Below are 19909 nucleotides of genomic sequence, written 5' to 3' on the forward strand. Positions count from 1 at the left end.
GGGGTCAGGGACGATATGTGTCGGTGGCGCTGGCCTGGCCGCGCAGCACGGGGGCGGCGGCCGTACCTGTCATGAACAGGCTGTAGTGGTCGCCCGGCTGCAGCTGGGGCAGCGCCAGCGGCGCGCTGGCCGCAGTGGCGCAGGTGGCGGCGAGCTGGGCACTGACCGGGTTGATGGAGCGGCTGGCCGACCTGGCGGGCGCCACGCCCGTGAACAGCGGCGTGCCCGTGCCGGCGATCTTGAGCCCGCCTTCGGTGCAATCGTCGATCAGGTTGTAGAAGCGCAGCTCGGCCTTGAGCGCGTCCTGGCTGCCGCCGGAGTCGTCGATGGACGTGAAGCGCGCGGCCGCGTTCTTGCCCTGGCGCTGCGGCACCAGGGTGGTGAAGCTGCCCGGCGCCACCTTCATGCTGCCGGCGCTCTTGCCGTCCAGCTGAATGGCAAAGGGCGTGTCGCCCTTGACGATGGCGTAGCTGCTGGCCGGCTTGCTGCCGGACAGCGTCTGCTCGGGGCCGTCGCCTATCTTCACGCGCAGGCTGCCCGCGTCGGGGTGGACCACGCGCACGAAGGACGAGCCTGCGGGCGGGCGCGCCGCATAGAGCTGGGCCAGCGTGCCTTCGGCATGCGCGGCGGGCAGGCAGGAGAGCCCGGCCAGGCCGGCCAGGGCGAGCGCGACGGTACGCATCACGGGGGAAAAAGCGGAGGTCATGCCTGCGGGTCCTTGGTTTCCTTGGCGGGGCGCATGCGTGCATCAAGGTACATGCGCTCCAGTTGCTTGCGGTCGGCCTTGTCAGTCTGCGTCAGCGGGAAGCCGTGGCAGGCCAGCAGTTCCGACGGAATCATGTAGGGCGGCACGCGCTGGGCCAGCAGTTCGCGCCACCCGGCCAGGTCTTCGGGCAGGGGCTGCATGCCGGGCGGGCCGCTGCGGTCCAGGTCCACGAAGCCGATCATGCGCACGATGAAGCCATCGGGCCGCTTCAGCGCCACCGCCGCGCCTGCGCGCACGCCGGGTAGGGTGGCCAGCACGGCATCGACCTCGGCGAGCTCGATGCGGTAGCCGTGCATCTTGATCTGGTCGTCGCGCCGGCCGTGGAAGGTGACCAGGCCCTCGCCGTCGATCTCGCCCAGGTCGCCCGTGCGGTAGCCGCGCTTGCCGTTGCGCATGAACATGCGTGTGGCGTGCAGGTCGGGGCGGTTCAGGTAGCCGCGCATCACGTGGTCGCCGGCCACGCAGATCTCGCCTTCGTCCAGAAACACATCGGCATAGGGCTTGGCCCGGCCGATGGGAAAGGGCAGCGGCGCGCGCTGGCGCAGCGCGGGGTCGATCTCCACCCAGGTGGTGGAGCAGGTGGCCTCGGTGGGGCCGTAGGAGTTGATGATGCGCGCCTGGGGAAAGCGGCTCCACAGCGCCTCGGCCACGGTGGGCGTGAGCGATTCGGCGCCGAAGACGAAGACGCGCAGGTCGGGCAGGTGCTGCTGGTCGAAGTCGGCATCCAGCAGCTGCTGGCGCACGAAGGAGGGCGTGGATGCCCAGACGTTCACATGGGTGCCCGCCAGGTAGGCGGCAAAGGCCTGGCGGTCGGCAATGGTCTCGCGCGCGCACAGCACGCAGGCACCGCCCGTGACCAGGGCGCCCATCCAGTTGAACAGCGAAAAGTCGAAGCTGAACAGCATCTGGTCCATGAAGACCGGCGCCTCGCCCAGGGCCAGGCAGTCGCGTATCCAGCCGGCGAACAGGCCCAGGCTCTCGCGCCCGATCTGCACGCCCTTGGGATCGCCCGTGCTGCCCGAGGTGAACATGATGTAGGCCAGCGATTTTTCCTGCAGCGGCTGCGCCGCGATGCCGGTGTCCAGGAAGCTGCGGGCCTGCGCGTCGTAGTGCAGGCCGGCCTGCACCAGCGTGGCGATGCGCGCCATGCGCTCGGGCGGGTTGATCACGTCCACCGGCACGAAGGGCACGCCCAGGCGCAGGCAGCCGAGGATGGCCACGAGGAACGCGGTCTCCTTGTGCCCCGTGATCAGCAGCGGCTCGTCGCGCCGCGCGCCGCGCGCCAGCGCCTGCTGCTCCCATTGCGCCACGGCCTGGGCCAGTTGCTGCCAGTCCAGCGTGCCGGCGGCATCGATCACGGCGGGCCGCGCGGTGTCGGCGCCGGGCTCGGTGAAGTCGAAGCGGTCAAAACTGAATCGCATGCGGGCTCCTTGTTGCGCAGGGACAAAGGGACGGGGCGGCGGCGTGCAGGCGCTGCATCAGGCCTTGCGCTGCTCGGCCACGTACTGCGCCAGCGTGTGCACGGATTCCAGGTGCAGGTCGATCTCCGATGGCGGTATCTTGACGCCGAATTCCTTTTCGATGGCCAGTGCCACGTCCACGGCGGACAGCGAGTCCACCAGGCCCGATTCGAGCAGCAGCGTATCGGGCTCGACCGAGGTCAGGATGATGGCGCCGATGATCTGGGCAATCTTGGTTTCGATGTCATTCAGGGACATGGTTTCTCTCCAACAGGTGTTTCAGAACTGGAAATACAGGAAGCGGGTTTCCTTGTGCAGGTTGACCAGGCACAGGAAGAGCAGGACCAGGGTCACGGCCGTCCAGCCTGCGCTGGGGCGCCAGCGCATCCAGGCGCGGGGCGCTTCCTGCACCTTGAACATGGCGGGCGAGAAGCGGCCCAGGATCTGGTGGGCATTGGGCGTGAACCAGGCAATGGCCAGCAGCAGCAGGACCAGGGCCAGCTGCATGTGGTGGCCTATGGCCAGCCGCAGCGCGTCGCCCACGGCCAGGCCCTGCAGGTGCGACAGCGATTCCAGCGCCTCCACGCCGCGCAGGCCGGCCATGCCCTTGAGCAGCAGCATGGCGTCGCCTACGCCGTGGGCGCGGAAGAAGGTCTGGGCGATGAGCACGGCGATGAAGGTGATGACAACGCACAGCGCCTGCACGCCCCGGCCCGACTTGCGTGCGGCGGCCGGCTTGCGGCTGACCACGAAGATGCGCCAGGCGTGGTTGACCGACAGGTAGAAGGCATGCAGCAGGCCGAAGATCACGTACTGCAGGCCCGCTCCGTGCCAGATGCCCGCCAGCCCCATGGTGAACAGCGTGGGCACGACGATGGTGGCCGCAAAGCCGCCGGGCGTGCGCGCGGCGCTCGATCCCACGGACAGGCCGCGCTTTTCGCGTGCGCGCGAGATGGCCATGGCCACGGGGTAGTACAGGTAGGCCGTGAGGTAGCGCGTCAGCGTCATGTGCCAGCGCGCCCAGAAGTCGATGATGCTGCCGGCCTTGTAGGGCGAGTTGAAGTTCAGCGGGAAACGGATGCCGAACATGCGCGCCAGGCCCAGCGCCATGTCCGAATAGCCCGAGAAGTCGAAGTACAGCTGCAGCGCGTAGCTAAGGCTGGCGCCCCAGGCGGCCCAGAACTGCAGCTCGCCGGGCGCGGCGAATCCCGCGTCTGCATAGGGCGCGATCTCGTCGGCCAGCAGCACCTTCTTGGCCAGGCCGATCACGAACAGCGTGCCGCCGATGGACAGGTTGTCCGCGCGGAACCGGTAGTTATCCGGCTGCGCGAACTGCGGCATCATTTCCTTGTGATGCAGGATGGGCCCCGCGATCAGGTGCGGGAAGAAGGTCACGAACAGCACGTAGCTGAGCAGGCTGCGTTCCTTGACGATGCCCGAGCGGCAGTCCAGCAGGTAGCCGATCTGGGTGAAGGTGAAGAACGAGATGCCCAGGGGCAGGATCAGCTCGTGCATGCCGCCCTGCGTCAGCCCCCATTCGCCCAGGAAGTTGAACAGCGTGGCGAAGTACTTGTAGTGGAACAGCGCCGCCAGGTCGGCGCCCACGCCCAGGGCGGTGACCAGCCCCTGCAGCCGCGCGCGGCCCGCAAAGCGCAGGATCAGCAGGCTCACCACGTAGTTGAAGGCGATGGACAGCGCCAGCAGGGCGACGAACTGCGGGTTCCACCAGCCGTAGAAGACAAAGGACGTCAGGCACAGCCAGAACGCGGCCAGCCGCAGGCTGATGGCCCCGGCCAGGTAGTGGCCCGCCAGCGCGATGGGCAGGAACAGCAGCAGGAAAAGATAGGAATTGAACAGCATGTAGCGGGCGGGGTCACGCAGGCGGGGAGACGGCGTCCAGCTCCTTGAGCGCCGCTTTTTCATCGTCCGTCAGGGGCAGGGACAAGGTGTTTTCCGAGAACTCCCAGATCACCAGCCGCAGGCTGGCCGGCCAGGAGGCGCGGCGCTTGAGCGCGGCCACCATGGCGCCGCTGAACTGGCCGCCGTCCATGCTGAGGTTCCAGACTTCCTGGCCCAGCGCGCGGCCGAGCTGCGGCGCGAAATTGCTGCGCAGCCCGTTGGAGCTGCCGGCTAGCAGCACCTGCACGGGAGGCGTCTCGTCCAGCAGGCCGCCGCCGCGCACGGGGGCAATGGTCTGCGGGCGCACCTGGTCGCGCCGTGGGCGCCAGCCGGCCGGGGCATCGGCCAGGCCGGCCAGGGCCAGCAGGTCGCCGGGCAGCGGCTGCAGCGGCCCGGGCGCGGATTCCTCGAAGGCCTGGGCTCCGCGCTGCCCGCCCAGCAGCGGCAGCGCGGCCTGGGCCACGGCCAGGGCGGCGGCGCGTGCGCCCTCGGCATTCATGTGCACGTCGGTGCGAAAGAAAACGGGTTGCGCCTGCTCCTGTGTCTGCAGGGCGGGGCGCAGATCGGCGAAGGCAATGCCGTCGGCCTGCAGGCGCTGCTGCCACAGGTCCAGGCGCTGGAGCATCACGGGCGCCACGGGCAGGCCGCACAGATGGGTGGCCTCGATGCGCGACTTGTCGGGCACGGCCACCACCAGGGTGGCAATGCCTTTGTCCTGCAACCGCCGCGTCCAGTGGCGCAGCAGGCGCTGGCGCGCCTCGAAGGGCGCGGCGCCCGTGCCGGGCTGGGGCCGCAGGCCGTCGCGGTAGAACATCCATTGCGGGCAGCCCAGGGCCACCTGCGCTCCCGTATCGCCCAGCAGGCGGTAGCGCAGCGCGGCCTGGCCGGTTTCCAGCGAGGACTGCGCAGGCAGGCGCAGGCCCTTGTTCAGCGCCGCGCCCGCGCGGCCATCCAGCCAGGCGGCCAGTTGCAGCTCGCCGGCCTTCGGTCCCCCGCTGGCCAGCGTCCAGCCGCCCCAGGCCAGGCCCGACAGCAGCAGGGCACCCCAGATCCAGGCGTTGCGCCGGTGTCCTTTGTCGGTTTGCAGTTCTTGCGCGGTGGGGTCCACGGTGTCAGCCCTTGAGCGCGGCCCGCAGCCGCTCCAGCCAGGTGGCGTTGGGCATGAGCGAGGCGTTGTCCCACTGGCCAGCCGCGTTGGGGCCGTAGCTGTAGGTGGGCTCGAACATCTGCCACACCAGCACCTGGGGCTTGTGGGCCTTGAAGGCCGGCGACTCCAGGTACTCCAGCAGCATGGTCCACTGGCCCACGTTGCCGGGCTTCCAGTTCAGCGAGACCGGACGGTCCAGCAGGTTGGAGAGCTTTTGCGGAAAGCCGAAGTAGGGCTGGACCATGCTGTGGCCCGTCACATGGACGGGGGCGGGCTCATCGTCGAGCAGGCCCTTGGCCGGAGCCTGGCGGCGCACGGTGTAGACCTCGCGGCCGATCTGCTTGCGCTCGTCGGCGGTCAGAAACAGCTCGGCCAGGTCGCCATAGCGGCGCTCGGTGACGGTGTCGCCCAGGGCCAGGCCGCTGCCGGCGCTGCCGGCCAGCTGGGGCACCTCGCCCTGGACCATGCGGGCGGTGGCCTCGGCCGTGGCGTCGGCTGCCGCCTGGGTCCAGTGCTGGTCGGTGCGGTAGAACACGTCCTTGCCGCTGTCGCGCACGGTGCGCAGCACGGCCTCGTCGTCAAAGCTGGGAATGCCGGCGGCCTGCAGCGCCTGCAGCACCTGCTTGTAGCGGCCCTGGACATCGGCGCTCATGGCCTTGCCGTCGGGCATCTTGTCGGCATAGAAGCGCACCTTGTCGGGCAGCAGCAGCACCTGCAGCTTCACGCCGCGCGCGGCCAGCAGGTTGCGCGCCTCGGTGATCAGCCGGGTGGATTCCGTGATGCCGGCGCGGTCCACCTGGGTCAGGCTGCCCCAGCCCGGAAACAGCCAGCCGTCCTTGCCCCTGAGAACGATGGAGGAGCTGTCCTGTGCCTGGGCCTGTGCCGTACCCTGCGCTGCCAGCGCGCCCAGCACCAGTGCGCAGCCGGCCAGCCCGCGTGCGGCGCGTGCCATGCCCGAGCGCAGTCCGTGCAGGGCGGGGCGGGGTGCTTGCTTGGTCGAATCCATGGGAGCTTTCTCCTTTTCTCTTGTCTGTGTGGTGGTGGCGGCGGCGGGGCAGGGCTTTCAATAGGACAGCGTCAGCGTCATGAACAGGCCCTTGGCGCGGTCGGCCTGGCCGCCGCCGATGTTGAAGCGGTACTGCATGGACCAGTCCAGATAGGACTGGGCCGTGCTGTAGTGGCTTTCGCGGAACCATTGGCGCAGGCTGACGCCCACGCCGGCGCTGGCGGACCAGCTGCTGCCATTGCCTTGCAGGGCCAGCGTCTGCCCCTGCTGGGCGGCCAACTGGGCTGCGGTGGGCGTGGCGCCCGGGGCGGCCTGCAGGGAACGCACTTGCACGCGGTTCCTCTGCTTGATCCAATCGGCCGCGACCACGCCGAACGGAAAGATCACCAGGCCCTGGTTGATGCCGTCGGCGCGGAAGCTGCGGCCGATGCGGGCCTCGGTGGAGAAGAACCATTGTTCGCGCTTGTAGCGGCCCGAGCCGTCGCCCACCAGGGCGCCGTTGGTCTGGTCGGTCAGCGTGAAGCGCGAGGCCATGCTCTGGTTGGCATAGCCGGCCTGGCTGTAGCCTTCCATGGTGAACCAGCTGGAGCGGTCCGTGCGCCGGCCCGTTCCCTCGTAGAAGCCATGGGTGACATAGGCCAGCCACCCGCCCTGGCCCGCGCCTGCGCTGTATTTGGCCGAGATGGGATTGCCCAGCGCCGGGCCTGTGGGGTTGAGCGGATCGCGCCCGCTCATCAGGCAGCGCAGCTGGGGCGATTCAGGCGTGATGAAGCCCGAGCGCGTGGCGGAGCCGATGTTGAACTGGCGCTCTATGCCAAAGGTCAGCGCGTACTTGGTGGACGGCGTGAAGCGCATGCCCAGCGAGCCCGTGGTGGTGGGCAGGCCAGAGATGCCGCGGTTGTCGCCCGCCTGCACATTGATGGGCAGGCCCGTGCAGGGGTCGATGGCGCTTTGGCCCAGCGTGGTGCCGCCGCCGTCATGCAAGGTGCTGCCCAGCCGCCCGTAGACATCGAAGATGCGCGTCGATGAGTTGAGGAAGTTGGACGGGCGCCAGTAGGCCTCGGCCGTGCCGAAGACCGCATCGCCGGCTTGGGTGAGTATGCCGTCCGAGAACGCACGCCCCGCAGGCCGCGCACCCCGGTAGCCCATGGAGACGATGGCACCCCACTCGCGTGCGTAGCCGGAGACGGCGCTGCGTGCGTTTTCGCGCTGGCCGGGCGTGAGCTTGGCGGTGCCGGCGTCGTCCAGGTCGATGGCTTCCTTGAAGGTGCGCACGGCGCCCCGGTTGTCGCCGGTGCCGGCCAGCGCATAGCCTTCGTCCAGCATGGCGCCCGCTGGCGCCTCGCCCGTGGCGCGCGCCGCGCGAAAGTCCTGCAGCGCCTTGGCCGGCTCTTCCTGGCGCGAGTACAAGTAGCCGCGCTGCATCAGCAGCTGGGCGTCGTTGGGGGTGAGGGACAGGGACTTGTCCAGCCGCAGCAGGGCCTGGCCCTGCTGGTCGCGGTCGCCTGCGGCCAGCGTGGTGGTCAGCAGCTTTTGCAGTTGCGGGTTGTCGGGGTCCTGCTCCACGGCCGTGCGCGCATGGTCGATGGCGGCCTTGTAGTCCTGGCGTGCGTAGGCCGCATAGGCCTGGGCGCTGGGGCCGCCCGTGCCCTGGGCATCGGAAGGCTGCAGCTCGCAGACCGTGCCATAGGGCGTGTCGCGGCAGTCCTGCAGGGGCGGCGGATAGTCGGCCATGGCCAGGGTCTGCGAGGCGCCGCGCGTATCGGCCACCATGGGCGTGTCGCGGCCGGGGCGCAGGTCATCGGCTTGCTTGAGGCGGCGGGCCACGGATTCATCCTGTGCCGGCATGGGCGCCAGCAGCGCGCGGGCGCGTGCCGCGTCGCCAGCGGCCAGGGCCGCGTCGGCCGCGATCAGGCGCAGGTTGGCGGACTGCTTTTCGTCCAGCCAGTCCTGCTTGAGCACGGCATCGAAGTCCTCGTTGGCCTGTGCGGTCTTGCCCTGGCGCTGGCGGATGTAGCCGCGCATGCCCAGCGCCGCTGTGTCTTCGTTGTCCTGCGCCAGCGCCTCGTCTGCGGCTTTTTCCGCATCGGGCAACTGCTCGGCCAGCAGCAGCGAGGTGATCAGCAGCAGGCGGTGCGATGCCGTTCCCGGCGCCAGCGCCACTGCTTCGCGCGCAAAGGGCACAGCCTGCGCCGGGTTGTTGGCGATCAGTGCCTGGTAGGCCTTTTGCGCCGGCAGCACGGCCTGGCTGCGGCGCAGGGTCTGGCGCTTGGCCACCAGGTCGCTTTTGTTGGGAGGGTCCAGGGCCAGGGCGGCATCTGCGGCCTCGATGGCGGCGCCCAGTTGCTCCTGCGCCTCCAGCGCGCCTATCCACAACAGCGCCCACTGGCCCTGGCTGGGGTCCAGGCGAAAGGCCTGCTCGGCCCTGCGCGCGCTGTCCGCGTAGTTCTTGGCGTTGTAGTCGGTGTAGGCCTGCGTGGCGATGGGAAAGGCCTTGTTGTAGGCCTCGGAAGCCGTGGCCCCTGCAGGCCCGCCCGCTGACCCACCTGCCGCTGCGGCCCGCACATTGGTTTCGGCCTGCTGCAGCGTGGCCTCGTCCAGCCCGGCGGCGCGGGCCGAGGCGATGGCCTTGAGCGCTTCCTCGTTCTTGCCCTGCTTTTGCAGCGAGTAGATCAGCAGCATGCGCAGGCGCAGCAGGTCGGGGCGCAGCTGTACGGCCGATGCGGCGGCGGTCGCGGCCCGTGCAAAGCGGCCGGCCTGGTAGTGGGCATAGGCCTGGTTGGCCAGTTGCCACGCGCGGCCCCTGAGCGGCGCCTCCGCCTTGACGGCCGCCACGGCCTGCGGCCAGGCCGGCGGCGTGTTCCAGCCGGCGCCCAGCAGCGCGGCCAGCGTGAGAGGGCGAACGAGGGGAGCGAGATGCTTCATATGCCGGCCCTTGGAGTGCTTGGAATGCCTTGTGCGGGAATGTCGGGATGCACCGTGGGGTCGGTGGGCTCCCCCTGCTGGAAGCTGATGGCCTCGCGCAGCGTGGCCTCGTCGAGCCAGCCCTGCTCCATGAGGATGGCGCCCAGCGGACGGCGTTCGCGCTGCTGTATCTCCAGCGCGGTGGCCAGCCGGGTTTCGTCGATGGCCTGCCATGACAGCAGCAGCTCGCCCAGGCGCTGGCGCTGGTGGCTCAACTGGTCGGTGGACGGGAAGTCGTGCATGGTCTTGTCCCAGGCCAGGCGCTTGCCCGTGACCAGGTGGACGATGAACAGCTTCCAGGCGCGCGCCGCCGCCATGGCATTGATGAAGTTGCCGATCACCATGCGCGGGATGGACAGCATGGCGTGCTCCCAGCCGTACAGGCGCGAGACGAACCAGGCGCGCTGCACCACGCGCAGCAGCAGGGCGATGACGTTGACGCTCATCAGCGTCACCAGCCAGCCGTTGGGAGCGAACAGGGACGGGTAGTACACCGTCCACCAGCCCATGTGATCGGCCAGCAGGAACAGCAGGAAGTTCAGCAGCAGCAGATAGGCCAGGATGGCCACGAAGGAGGTCACCAGCCCCTTGCGGTCCCGGAACAGCAGGTACTTGGTGGACAGCGGCCCGGCCCAGCCGACCTGGCTCCAGCCCTGCAGGCCGATGCCCAGTGTCCAGCGCGCCTTTTGCCGGTAGGCGGTCTTGAAGGTGTTGGGAAAGAACTCGCGGATGCCCAGCGGCATGGTCAGCGTGGACACCTTTTCCTTGCCCAGGCCGAACAGCGGCTTGCGCCGTATCACGTAGTCCACGGGGAACTTGCCGAAGATCTGCTTCATGCCCCGGCGCGCCAGCCGCGCGCCGATGTCGTAGTCCTCGGTCAGCGTGTCGGTGTTGAAGGGCTGGTTGTGGGTCTCGGCCGCCAGCTCCTCCATCGCCTTGCGCGAAAAGCAGGTGCCCACGCCGGCCGAGGGCACCATGTGCGACATGCTCTCGCGCACCACCAGGTCCTTGGTGTGCCATTCGGCGAATTCGTCCATGTAGGTGCCGGCCACCAGCTCGTACCACTCGCGCTCCAGCGAGGTCACGGGCAGCTGGATGAAGTCCATGCGCGGCAGCAGGTAGTTGTAGTACTTGAGCTCCAGCGGGTGCAGCACGTCCTCGCTGTCGTGCAGGATCACGCCGGCAAAGGGCTCGGGCTGCAGCGTGTTCTGCTGGAAGATGGCCTGCACGATCCAGTTGAGGCAGTCGGCCTTGCAGGTGGGGCCGTCATGGGGCACCTCCACGCGGACCAGCTGGCGGTAGCGCCGGCGCATGCGCTCGACCTCGTTCTTGGTGCGCTCGTCGTTGCGGTAGGTGCCCACGAAGATCATGTAGTTCTTGTAGTCCAGCGTGCCCACCATGCTCTCGAGCATGGGCGCGATCACGTCGTACTCCAGCCAGGCCGGCACCATGATGGCCAGCGGCTTTTCCTCGACCTCCTGCAACTGCTGTGCCTTGAGCGGCTGGTAGCGGCGCTTGACGGTCAGCGCGCGCCAGGCCTCGCGCACCCAGTACCAGGCGTCGATGAACAGGTCGTCGATGCTGGACAGCAGGATGACGACGGCCACCACGGCGCTGACGATCTCCAGCGCGTGGTAGTAGTCGGCCACCAGGTAGGGCCAGTAGAGGGAAGAGATCATGGCGATCGCCTCATGCCGTCGTCATCGTTGCCCGGGCCGGGCTCAGTGCTTGGACTGCTTGCTGCGCGCCACCGCCCAGGCCAGCACCACCAGCAGCAGCACCACGAACAGCGCGATGGCGATGCCCGGCACGCTCCAGGAAAGGAAGTTGCGCCATTCGTGGAAGGCGCTTTCGCGCGGGCCCGACGGAATGCCGGTTTCGGGATTGCTGCTGTCCACCCAGGCCAGCGGGCCGTCGCCACCGATCACGGCGATGTTGCCGCGATTGAGCAGGAAGGGCTCGCCCAGGCCGCCCGTCCACTCGCCGATGGCATGCCACAGCACGCCCTGCTGGCCGCCTGCAGTAACCACTTCGGCCGAGGACAGTTGCTTGAGTCCCTTGATGTCCAGCCAGTCCGCCGACTTGCCGCGGATGCGCAGCTGCTGCCGGTCCGTCACCGTCACCAGGGGCTTGGCGCCGTCCACGGCCACTTCCATGGCGACAAAGGGCATGGAGGGCTTGGCCGTTGCATCGGCCTGGGCCACGACCAGCTCGGCCTGCGAAGCCGACAGGCCGCTGGCGGCCGCCAGATTGGCCATGCGCTCCAGCGCGGCCGGCGCCGCCGACAGATAGCTGGCGGGCACCAGGAACTGCGACTTGGCGCCCAGCAGCGGCAGCAGGCCGATGAAGCTGCCGTTGGCCTCGGCCTTGCCGGGCGTCACGTAGCTGATGGCCGGCAGCACGCTGGCGGGGTAGGGCTGGGGAATCTCGTTGCAGTCGGCCGAGTAGGGCTGGCGCTGCACGGACACCCGCAAGGTGTTGTTGATGCCCAGCGCATAGCCGGGCACACGGGCGCGCAGGCGTTCGGGCTGGCCGTTGGCCTCCAGCTGGCGGGCCGACAGCAGCATGCCGTTCCAGAACAGCGTGGCCACGGGGCGCGTGGCCGAGGCGCCGGGGGCGGCGGCCACGTACAGCGTGATCTCGCCCGGCATCTGGCCCTGCGAGGCCACGGCGCTCAGCGGGAAGTTCATCGTCCAGTCGCCGCGCGACAGCACGTCGAAGCTGTCGGGACTGCCGCCCAGGCTGGACAGGCGTATGCCCTTGGCCTCGTCCCATTGCGGGGGCTGGGCCGCGGCCACGGTCACGTTGTCGCTGACCAGCAGGCGCTGCAGCGCGGCCTCTTGCAGGCCGGCCACGCGCGCACCCGCGTCGGCGGCCACGGCCAGCACCATCTGGCGGCCCATGGGCAGGGCGCGCAACTGCTGCGAGGCCAGCGCCTCGTTGGCCAGCGGCGCGCGCCGGGCGCGCCATTGCTGCAGGGCCTGGCCCGCATCGGGGTCGGCCGCCAGCTGGGCCTGCAGGGCCGCGAAGGCGGCGGTCAGGCGCTGCTGCAGTGCCTTGTCGGCCACCACGATGTCTCCGCTGACCTGGGCGGCCCCCAGCATGAGCAGCGCGCCCAGTTCGGCGTCACTGGCCAGCTTGTGCTGGGGCTCGGCGCCGCGCAGTGCGGCAAAGGCGGGCACGCCGGCCAGGGCGGCGGGAACCTCCAGGCCGCGCAGGTCCAGCGTCTCCCCCACGGCGGGCAATGCGTTCACCGTCATGCGCCTGTTGTTGCGCTGCAGGCTGGCGCCAATGCGCCAGGCACTGTCGAAAGAGGCCTGCTCCAGCTGCCTGCCCGACACCAGCACGGTGGTGCGCACGGGCAGGGTGTTCCAGACATCTTCGATGCTGCGCACATCGCGCGGGTCCACGCGGTAGCTCAGCCGTGTCTGCGGCGAGATGGTCAGGGAGTTGGCCAGGGAATGGTTGTCATCGCATCGCACCTGGCCGTTGCGGCTGCGCCAGTTCACGCCCAGCCGCACGAAATCGCTGGCGCGGGCCTGCTGGGCGACGGGCAGCGTGCGCTGCAGCGTGCCGTCACCATCGGGCACGGTCTGCGACACGGCGGGCGTGCCGTTGAGCGAGATCACCACGGTCGAGACGCCGGGCTCGCCCTTGAGGTAGCGGCTGTCGAAGGCAATGCTGGCATCGCCCAGCGGCAGGCCGCGCGGCACGGGCAGGTAGAAGTCCTGGGTGGCCGTGCCGGCCAGCACCACGGGATCGACGATGCCCAGCTCCTTGAGCGTGACGCTGCGCTGCAGCCCGTCGCTGGCGCCCAGCTGGCGTATGGCGTCACCCAGCGCCGAGGCCGAGGCCGTCTGCGCGAACAGGGCGCCCAGGCCCAGCAGCGAACCCAGCGCCCAGCGGGCCCCGGTGCGGGAAAGCGATTGGCGGATGGTCGGTTGCATGGGGGCCTCTTTTCTCACTTCGGTGCTCGATTCGTAATGCGCTTCGTGGACGTGATGCGGGGGTGGTGCGTGCGTGGTTCAGGCCGGCGCCATGCCCTTGGTCACGGCGGCCGCGATGCCCGGGACGGCCGCGGCGCCCGTGTGTCCGGCGGCAAACTCGTCGAAGGGCTGTCCCAGCAGGGCACGCACGATGCGCTGCGAGGCCTGGCCATCGCCATAGGGATTGATGCGGCGCGCAAACGAGGCGTGGTGCCCCTCGTCGGCCAGCAGCCGGTTGACCTCGGCCACGATGCGCGCGCGCTGCGTGCCCACCAGCAGCACGGTGCCGGCCGATACGGCCTCGGGCCGCTCGGTCACATCGCGCATCACCAGCACGGGCTTGCCCAGGTAGGGTGCCTCTTCCTGCACCCCGCCGGAGTCGGTCAGGATGATGTGGGCGCGCTGCATGAACCAGACGAAGTCCACATAGTCCAGCGGATCGATGAGGCGGATGTTGTCCATGCCGCCCAGCGTGCGCATGACCACTTCGCGCACGGCGGGGTTGAAGTGCACGGGGTAGACGATGAGCAGGTCCGGATGGCGCTGCGCCAGCTCGGCCAGCGCAGCGCAGATGTTCTGGAAGCCTTCGCCGAAATTCTCGCGCCGGTGTCCCGTGACCAGCAGCAGCGGGCGCTGCGCATCCACCCAGGGATGGCGCTGGGCAATGGCACGGGCCAGCTCGGGCCGGGCATCGAGCCGGTCGCACAGCGTGGCCAGCGCATCGATGACGGTGTTGCCCGTCACGGCGATGCGGCCCTGCAGGTTCTCGCCCAGCAGGTTGGCGCGCGACGTGGGCGTGGGCGCAAACATCCACTGGCTGACCACATCGACCACGCGGCGGTTCATCTCTTCGGGAAAGGGCTGGGCCAGATCGCCGGTGCGCAGGCCGGCTTCCACGTGGCCCACCGGAATGCGGCGGTGAAACGCTGCCAGCGCGCAGGCGGTGGCCGTGCTGGTGTCGCCGTGCACCAGCACGTAGTCGGGCTTTTCCTGCTCCAGCACGCCATCGGCACCTGCCACCACGCGGGAGAACAGGCCGTTGAGCGTCTGGTTGGGTTGCATGACGGCGAGATCGTGCTGCGCCTGCAGGCCGAACAGATCCATCACCTGGTCCAGCATCTGCCGGTGCTGGCCGGTGACGCACACCACGCTCTCGATGCCCCGCGTCTGCGACAGGGCCGTGACCAGTGGCGCCATCTTGATGGCCTCGGGACGGGTCCCGAAAAACGAAAGAATCTTCATGCCAACCCCTTTTGCGTTTTCCTGTGCTCTTCGCTTGTGCGTTCTTGTGCTGCGCTGTACCCGGCAGGGGGCAGGACCCGTCTCAGCCCGAAGACGGGCCGGGCAGGCTGCAAAGCGGTGTGGAATATACGGCGGGTTTTTGGAATTTTCGATCGATTGCTCCGGTTCGATTGAAAACTATCGTCAATTGAGAGAAATTGACGGAAGTTAAGAGGACTTGAGGGAGCTTGATGACCTTGCTTTCCATTGGGGAACCTCCGTCGAATCTCAAGCGCCGCAAGCCATGCGCGCCATGGGGCTGGATGCACGTTCGCGCCAGGGGTGCTGTTGCACAAAGCTGCGCGCCTGGGGGCTTTGTTGCAGCTAGTACATCACCGAAACAAGGATGTGCTTGTCAGACGCTTGCCTATTGCTGCCAGCTGCTGCCTATTGCAAGCCCTGGGGCGCGTCTGCGCAAGGCTTGGAGGGGGTGTCCGTGCTGTCGCTTTCCCTGATGTGCGGCCGGTGCGCGGGGCCGAGGCAGGGGCGGGCGCGGCGGGCGCAAACCTGGGCATGAACCTTGCCACAAGCCGGCCCGGAAACGAAAACGGGCCCCGTGTAGGGGCCCGTTTTGCTGGGTGTATGGCGGAGAGGGCGGGATTCGAACCCGCGGTGGGGATTAGCCCACACACGCTTTCCAGGCGTGCGACTTAAACCGCTCATCCACCTCTCCGAAGCCAGCGATTGTAGCAGTGATTTCGGGCGGTCACGGTAAGAAGCTGGAACCGGCGGCGATGCGGGTGTGCCCCGCTGCACCTTGCAGGTACAACCGGCGAGGCCGCCCCGGTCGTCCAGCCGCAAGCCATTTGGGATGGTGAATGGTTGCAGTATCGTGAAATCCGGCGGACTTTTGATGCGGGTCCATCAAGGGAATCCTCGGTGCGCGCTATTTGCAGTTGGCAAACCATGGCGTATCCGCATTGATTCAGGTTTTCCTCAGCCCGTGCATTCGATGGAGGCAGATGTTGGGAGCTGTCATGTATACAAGAAGGTATTTTCTTTGCTTTGTGAAATTGGGGTGAATTTCATGTAAGTCATTGATGTTGTTGATTTTTGTGCAAATGAAATTTATCTGGTTTGAACGGTTCCAGAATGCATCCTGGATGAATTGCAAATGTTGAATGCAATTCTCAAGCGCCGGATGCATTTTGCAACAGACGCCGCATGCCAGCTTGTAGACAATGCCTGCGGCGCCGGGCCTTGAAATGCCTGTTTCAAGCCCATTGCGGCAGATTCCTCCTGTATTGCGGCGTATCGACAGCCCAGGCCAATCATAGAAACCCGCTATCACCATGGCTCACCATTCAATGCGCTCCGATTTTTACTGTGGCGGGGCGCTGCCATGGCGGGCACTGGCCTTGAGCCTTGCGGCGGTGCTGGGTGCCGGGGCGGCGCTCGCTGCCGGGCCGCAGCGGCAGGTGCTGGAAAGCCTGCCGTCCGGCACGGCCAAGGGGGCGCCTGCCTATGAGTTGTCGCTGCCTGCCTGCACGGCGGCGCCTTGTCCCTTTGAGTTGAGGCTGGTGCGTGCCGGTGTGCAGCAGGGCCAGCCAGCGGCGCTGTCCTGGCCGGCGTCCAGGGGGCCGGCGCAATTGGCGCAGCCCGATCCGCTGTACGGCGTGGGCGATCCGCTGTCTGCGGCAGCAGGGCTCCAGCACCTCGAGCGCGTGTGGACGACTGGAGAGGAAGAAGACACCGTCACCGCTGCCGTGCGCAGCTTGCGCCTGCCCGGCGTGCAGGGCGGCTCGCGTGCGCTGCTGGTCACGCAGATGGGGGGCTTTGAGCATCCCAAGCGCCGCCATGCGCTGTATGTCGCCACCGCCCAGGGCCCGCACCTGGCCTGGCAGTACGACGAGCCCCAGGGCAACTACCAAAGCTGGGTGCTGGCGCCCACGGGCCGGATTCCGGTGCTGCTGGTGCGCTATGCATCACCGCAGGACGATGCGCCCGACCAGATCGAGACCCGCAGCCTGCGCTGGAATAAGGACCGGCAGGCGTTTGCCGATCAGGCCTCGGCACCACCGGCCGCCGTGCAGGCCGTGGTGGCGGCGCGCTATGCCAGCGTGGCGGCAGCGCGTGCCGCACGCGCGCAGCAGGCCGAATGCCTGGGCGCCTATTCCGTCGTGCGCACACGCCCCGCAGGCGCCGCGCCCCATCACGCCCTGGTGCAGGTGGCGGCGGACATGGCGCAGGCGCATGCTGAATCTCTGCGGCTGCGTGCCTGCTCGGCCAGCCTGCAGCCGCGCACCGTGCCATTGGTGCACCTGCTGCCGGATGCCGGCCTGAAGCCCGGCAAAAAAACCGGCAACAAACCCGACCGCAAACCCGAGCCCAAACCCGAGCCCGCCCGCTGAGCCGTTGCTGCGGGCCATATCGACAACCACAACGAGGGGAGAAACATGCCTGACATCAAGGACAGCGTAGGCGAGGGCGGCAGCAACCAGGTGCATGACGTGGCCCTGCTGCAGGCCATGCTGCGCGTGGTCAAGGACGCCAAGAACGCGCCGTATCTGGGCGTGGACTACGACGGCAGCTACGGCGCGCAGACGCGCGCCGCGCTGGAGCGTTTCCAGAACGACCACAAGCTGGCCGCCGCCAAGGCCGCGCCGGGCCAGCCGCAGGCCGGGGGTGCCAAGGAGGCGCTGGGCCTGGCGGCAGCCGGAGGGGCCACGGTGGCCAAGCTCAGCGGCATGCTGCCGGCCTCGCACCAGGGCATGCGCGCCGCGCAGAACTCCAAGACGGTGTACCTGGAGGCCAAGGCCCAGGACGTGGCCACCAGCAAGGCCGCCATTGCCAACGATGCGGAGTACGAGCCCACCTTCCGCGCCAAGCTGGCCAGCCTGGTGCAGCAGATGTATGACACGCACAAGATCGCGCTGTGGATCACGCCCACGGGGCGCCGGCGCACCTTTGCCCAGCAGGCCGCCGAGACCCAGACCAAGGCCGGCCCGGGCGAGAGCAACCACAACTTCGGCCGCGCGGCCGACATCGGCTTCAAGCGCTTCCAGTGGGTCAAGGGCGACGGCAGCATCGTCACCGACGCCGACTGGCTCAACCAGCTGGAGGCCGTCAAGTCCGCCGATGCATCGCGCTGGTGGAATGAGCGCGACAGCCTGGCGGCCAAGCAGGGCCTGCTGCCGCTGAAGTTCGAGCGCGTTCACCTGCAGGCATTCGCCCAGCAGGGGGTGAGCAACCAGCGCTCGCTGGCCAAGCTGCTCAACGCCGTGTCGCAGAACAACATGGGCTGGAAATCCGCCTACCAGGCCGACCTGCAGTCCCAGGGCAAGCATTGGGTGAACGTGGGGTCCGCCAAGTCCATCTGGGCTGGAGCAGCCTCCGTGACCAAGGCCGATCTTGCCAAGGCCCGCACGGCGGCCACCGGCAAGCAGGTCAAGGAAGCGCAGATCACCCAGAACGAGGTGGACGCCATGCGCCGCATGCTCAAGGCCGATTTCGAGCAGGCCGACCTGAACTGGTCCAAGTGGGCGCCCGTGCCCTGAGCCTGGCCGGACGCCTGCCGTGCAGGCAGGCGTCACTCCCATCGCATCTTCCGGAGAGAGCATCTTGAGAATCGACCCTTCGACGGGCGAGTCCGCCCTGCGCGCGCCACTGTCCCTTTCGCTGCCCCTGCCTGTGTCCCTGTCCGCGTCCCTTTCGGCGGCCCTTCCCGCCATGGACGCTGACGCAGCGCCGGGCGGGCCGCCTGCCATCCGCGCCCCGCAGGACGTTCTTTCGGGCGTGCGCGTTGCCTCGCAGCTGCTGCAGGACTTTCGCCCCATCACCGAAAGCATCGAGTGGGAGCTGGGCCACCTGCACTGGGCGCAGGCCGGCCTGCTGACCTTTGCCGAGAACGAAGTGCCCTACGTGGTCAACAACAGCGGCCGTCTCTCGGAAGATGCGGCGGCCCTGCTGTTCCACCACTGCGCGGACACCGCGCCGCAAGGCGCCATCGCCGTGCTGGAATTGGGCGCCGGCTGCGGCCTGTTTGCGCGCATGTTCCTGCAGGCCTTCAGGCACCTGTGCCAGCAGGAAGGGCGTGATTTCGACCAGCGGCTGGTCTACTACGTCACCGACGGCTCTCCCCGCACGGTCGCGCAATGGCAGGAGCGCGCCCTGTTTGCCGAGTTCGGCGGCCAGGTCGTGGCCGGCTGCTGCGACGCCATGCGGCCCGAGGCCGTGCAGCTGCCGGACGGCAGCACGGTGCCCCTGCCGCCGCTGCACGCCGTGTTCTGCAACTACGTGCTGGACGTGCTGCCTGCCACCGTCGTGCGGCGGCAGGGCGACGGGCCGGTGCAGGAATTGCGTATACGCACCCGCCTCACCGATGACGCCCAGCTCGTGCGCCAGTACACCGCGCTGTCGCCGGGCGAGATCCGTGCCCTGGTGGACCATGCGGATGCGGCGCAGCGTGCGCGCCTGCTGCCCCTGGTGGGCCTGTTCGAGCAGGAGGTGGGCTTCTTCGATTGCAACCAGGCAGCGCTGTCGCCCTGGGTGGATGCCGCCTTGTCCGTCAGCGAGGCGGCACCGCGCCTGCTGGTCAACCACGGCGCCTTTGGCGCGCTGCAGACGCTGCACAAGCGGCTGGCGCCCAAGGGGCTGGTGCTCATCAACGACTACGGCGCCTGCACGCCCGAGACGGCGGCCCAATCGGGCGCCTCCCAGCGCTTTGGCCGCACCAGCGCCATCGGCCTGAACTTTCCGCTGCTGGCGCAATTGTTCGGGCGCGAAGGCTGGCAGGTGCTGGCGCCTTCGGGCGATGCGCAAAGGGCCATCCATGCGCGGCTGCTGATCGGCGAGGGATGCGAGCGCACGGCGGCAGCCTTTCTCAACCGCTTCAGCGCCGACGCGCAGCAGTTCTTCGAGGCCCCGGCCCAGGAGGCCCGCACGCACCTGGAGTCGGGCCGCCAGGACGCCGCCCTGGAAAGCTATCGCCAGGCCATCACCCGCAGCCCGCGCGACTGGCGGCTGCTGGGCGAGGTGGCCGAATTCGTGGGCCTGCAGCTGCGGGACTTTGCCGCCGGCATCGAGCTGGCGCGCAGCGCGCTGGACCTCAATCCCTGGCTCAGTACCTGGCTGTGGAATGTGCTGGGCGACTGCCTGTTCTGCCAGGAGCAGTTCACGGCCGCGCATGAGGCCTACCTGCAGGCCGAAGGCATAGACCCGCGCGATGCGCGCACCCAGCTCAACCTGGCCTACACCTGGCAACAGCGCGGCGACCCGGCGCGCGCGCTGGCCTGCATCGCCCAGGGCCTGGCGGGGGATGCGCATGGCGTGCACACGCAGCGTCTGATGGAAAAGCAGCAGCAGATCCTGGCGCAGATCGCTGCCCTGCGCGCCTCGGAGCAGCAGCGGCTGGCCCAGCGCGCGGCACGGCTGCAGGGCGGGGCATAAGCCTGCCGGCAG

13 protein-coding genes and 1 tRNA gene are annotated in these 19909 nt (G+C 68.6%); 3 read left to right on the plus strand and 11 right to left on the minus strand.

What is annotated here, in order from left to right; genetic code table 11:
- Positions 1-4 precede the first annotated feature (4 nt).
- The 11 genes from BO996_RS13645 to BO996_RS13695 form a co-directional block, all read right to left on the minus strand.
- Positions 5-706: an alginate O-acetyltransferase AlgF gene (locus tag BO996_RS13645; RefSeq protein ID WP_063326553.1), complete on the minus strand. Its 702-nt coding sequence runs from the start codon at positions 704-706 to the stop codon at positions 5-7.
- Complete coding sequence (locus BO996_RS13650; RefSeq protein WP_012204785.1) at positions 703-2187, minus strand: AMP-binding protein; 1485 nt, start codon at positions 2185-2187, stop codon at positions 703-705. The genes BO996_RS13645 and BO996_RS13650 overlap by 4 nt, the downstream gene beginning before the upstream one ends.
- A gap of 57 nt (positions 2188-2244) precedes the next feature.
- Positions 2245-2484: an acyl carrier protein gene (locus tag BO996_RS13655; RefSeq protein ID WP_012204786.1), complete on the minus strand. Its 240-nt coding sequence runs from the start codon at positions 2482-2484 to the stop codon at positions 2245-2247.
- Positions 2485-2505: 21 nt separating this feature from the next.
- A complete protein-coding gene (locus tag BO996_RS13660; protein WP_043823599.1) occupies positions 2506-4086 on the minus strand; it encodes an MBOAT family O-acyltransferase in 1581 nt (526 codons plus the stop codon).
- Between the two features lie 13 nt (positions 4087-4099).
- Complete coding sequence (locus BO996_RS13665; protein WP_071955014.1) at positions 4100-5233, minus strand: alginate O-acetyltransferase AlgX-related protein; 1134 nt, start codon at positions 5231-5233, stop codon at positions 4100-4102.
- 4 nt (positions 5234-5237) lie between these two features.
- Positions 5238-6278: an alginate O-acetyltransferase AlgX-related protein gene (locus BO996_RS13670; protein ID WP_071955025.1), complete on the minus strand. Its 1041-nt coding sequence runs from the start codon at positions 6276-6278 to the stop codon at positions 5238-5240.
- A gap of 57 nt (positions 6279-6335) precedes the next feature.
- Complete coding sequence (locus BO996_RS13675; protein ID WP_071955027.1) at positions 6336-9203, minus strand: NfrA family protein; 2868 nt, start codon at positions 9201-9203, stop codon at positions 6336-6338.
- Complete coding sequence (locus BO996_RS13680; RefSeq protein ID WP_012204791.1) at positions 9200-10921, minus strand: glycosyl transferase family protein; 1722 nt, start codon at positions 10919-10921, stop codon at positions 9200-9202. The genes BO996_RS13675 and BO996_RS13680 overlap by 4 nt, the downstream gene beginning before the upstream one ends.
- 42 nt (positions 10922-10963) lie before the next feature.
- Positions 10964-13189: a hypothetical protein gene (locus BO996_RS13685; RefSeq protein ID WP_071955029.1), complete on the minus strand. Its 2226-nt coding sequence runs from the start codon at positions 13187-13189 to the stop codon at positions 10964-10966.
- 78 nt (positions 13190-13267) lie between these two features.
- A complete protein-coding gene (gene wecB / locus BO996_RS13690) occupies positions 13268-14470 on the minus strand; it encodes a non-hydrolyzing UDP-N-acetylglucosamine 2-epimerase (protein WP_071955031.1) in 1203 nt (400 codons plus the stop codon).
- 622 nt (positions 14471-15092) lie between these two features.
- A tRNA-Ser gene (locus BO996_RS13695) sits at positions 15093-15182 on the minus strand.
- Positions 15183-15816: 634 nt separating this feature from the next.
- Here BO996_RS13695 and BO996_RS13700 point away from each other — a divergent pair.
- The 3 genes from BO996_RS13700 to BO996_RS13710 all read left to right on the plus strand — a co-directional run bounded on the left by BO996_RS13700 (position 15817) and on the right by BO996_RS13710 (position 19897).
- The gene (locus BO996_RS13700) at positions 15817-16860 is read left to right on the plus strand and encodes a hypothetical protein (protein ID WP_071955033.1); all 1044 of its coding nucleotides are present in this window, start codon (positions 15817-15819) and stop codon (positions 16858-16860) included.
- A gap of 45 nt (positions 16861-16905) precedes the next feature.
- Positions 16906-18006, plus strand: a complete 1101-nt coding sequence (locus BO996_RS13705) for a peptidoglycan-binding protein (protein WP_071955035.1) — start codon at positions 16906-16908, stop codon at positions 18004-18006.
- Positions 18007-18070: 64 nt separating this feature from the next.
- Complete coding sequence (locus tag BO996_RS13710) at positions 18071-19897, plus strand: SAM-dependent methyltransferase (protein WP_071955037.1); 1827 nt, start codon at positions 18071-18073, stop codon at positions 19895-19897.
- Positions 19898-19909 lie beyond the last annotated feature (12 nt).

The sequence above is a fragment of the Delftia sp. HK171 genome, from assembly GCF_001886655.1.
Classification (GTDB): domain Bacteria; phylum Pseudomonadota; class Gammaproteobacteria; order Burkholderiales; family Burkholderiaceae_C; genus Comamonas; species Comamonas acidovorans.

Bases quoted from the DNA above. Each gene is read 5' to 3' on its own strand.
- BO996_RS13645 (WP_063326553.1), bottom strand. From the start codon at position 706: ATGACCTCCGCTTTTTCCCCCGTGATGCGTACCGTCGCGCTCGCCCTG.
- BO996_RS13650 (WP_012204785.1), bottom strand. From the start codon at position 2,187: ATGCGATTCAGTTTTGACCGCTTCGACTTCACCGAGCCCGGCGCCGAC.
- BO996_RS13655 (WP_012204786.1), bottom strand. From the start codon at position 2,484: ATGTCCCTGAATGACATCGAAACCAAGATTGCCCAGATCATCGGCGCC.
- BO996_RS13660 (WP_043823599.1), bottom strand. From the start codon at position 4,086: ATGCTGTTCAATTCCTATCTTTTCCTGCTGCTGTTCCTGCCCATCGCG.
- BO996_RS13670 (WP_071955025.1), bottom strand. From the start codon at position 6,278: ATGGATTCGACCAAGCAAGCACCCCGCCCCGCCCTGCACGGACTGCGC.
- BO996_RS13675 (WP_071955027.1), bottom strand. From the start codon at position 9,203: ATGAAGCATCTCGCTCCCCTCGTTCGCCCTCTCACGCTGGCCGCGCTG.
- BO996_RS13680 (WP_012204791.1), bottom strand. From the start codon at position 10,921: ATGATCTCTTCCCTCTACTGGCCCTACCTGGTGGCCGACTACTACCAC.
- BO996_RS13685 (WP_071955029.1), bottom strand. From the start codon at position 13,189: ATGCAACCGACCATCCGCCAATCGCTTTCCCGCACCGGGGCCCGCTGG.
- wecB (WP_071955031.1), bottom strand. From the start codon at position 14,470: ATGAAGATTCTTTCGTTTTTCGGGACCCGTCCCGAGGCCATCAAGATG.
- BO996_RS13700 (WP_071955033.1), top strand. From the start codon at position 15,817: ATGCGCTCCGATTTTTACTGTGGCGGGGCGCTGCCATGGCGGGCACTG.
- BO996_RS13705 (WP_071955035.1), top strand. From the start codon at position 16,906: ATGCCTGACATCAAGGACAGCGTAGGCGAGGGCGGCAGCAACCAGGTG.